Source organism: Cupriavidus sp. WGlv3, from assembly GCF_023952475.1.
GTDB lineage: Bacteria > Pseudomonadota > Gammaproteobacteria > Burkholderiales > Burkholderiaceae > Cupriavidus > Cupriavidus phytorum.
This window is the reverse complement of sequence record NZ_JALHRX010000119.1, coordinates 1-727: the sequence shown is the minus strand read 5'-3', so window position 1 is coordinate 727 and position 727 is coordinate 1. Positions and strand designations below refer to the sequence as shown.

General features: G+C 64.9%; 1 protein-coding gene. It reads left to right on the top strand.

What is annotated here, in order from left to right:
* The coding region (locus MKD38_RS30760) for an IS256 family transposase (protein WP_252669784.1) at window positions 1–727 on the top strand (727 nt) is incomplete at both ends.

Sequence of the window (727 nt, the reverse complement as noted above, 5' to 3'; positions counted from 1 at the left end):
CCAAGCACGAGCGGCGCTTCACCGGGTTCGACGACAAGATCATCGCCATGTATGCGCGCGGCATGACCTTGCGCGAGATCCAGGCGTTTCTGGCCGAACAGTACGGCACCGAGGTCTCGCCCGAGTTCATCAGTTCGGTGACCGATGCGGTCATGGACGAGGTCACCGCCTGGCAGGCCCGTCCGCTGGAGGTGATGTACCCGGTGGTGTTCTTCGACGCGCTGCGGGTCAAGATGCGCGAGGACGGCGTGGTGCGCAACAAGGCCGTCTACCTGGCCTTGGGCGTGCTGCCCGACGGCACGCGCGACATCCTGGGCCTGTGGATCGAGACTACCGAAGGCGCCAAGTTCTGGATGAAGGTGTTCAACGACCTGAAGACCCGGGGTACCCAAGACATCCTGATCGCGGTGACCGATGGCCTTAAGGGCATGGAACAGGCCCTGGCCGCGGTGTTCCCGAACACCACCCTGCAGACCTGCATCGTGCATCTGATCCGCAACAGCCTGGAGTACGCCAACTGGAAGGAGCGCCGCGCCGTGGCGGCGGCGCTCAAGCCCGTGTACACGGCCCCCACCGTCGAGGCCGCGCTGGCCGAGTTGGCGGCCTTCGAGAACGGGGAATGGGGTCGGCGGTATGCACCGATCGGCGCATCCTGGCGTCGCGCCTGGGATCAGGTGATCCCGTTCTTTACGTTCCCGCCGGCGATCCGCAAGATCATTTACACGAC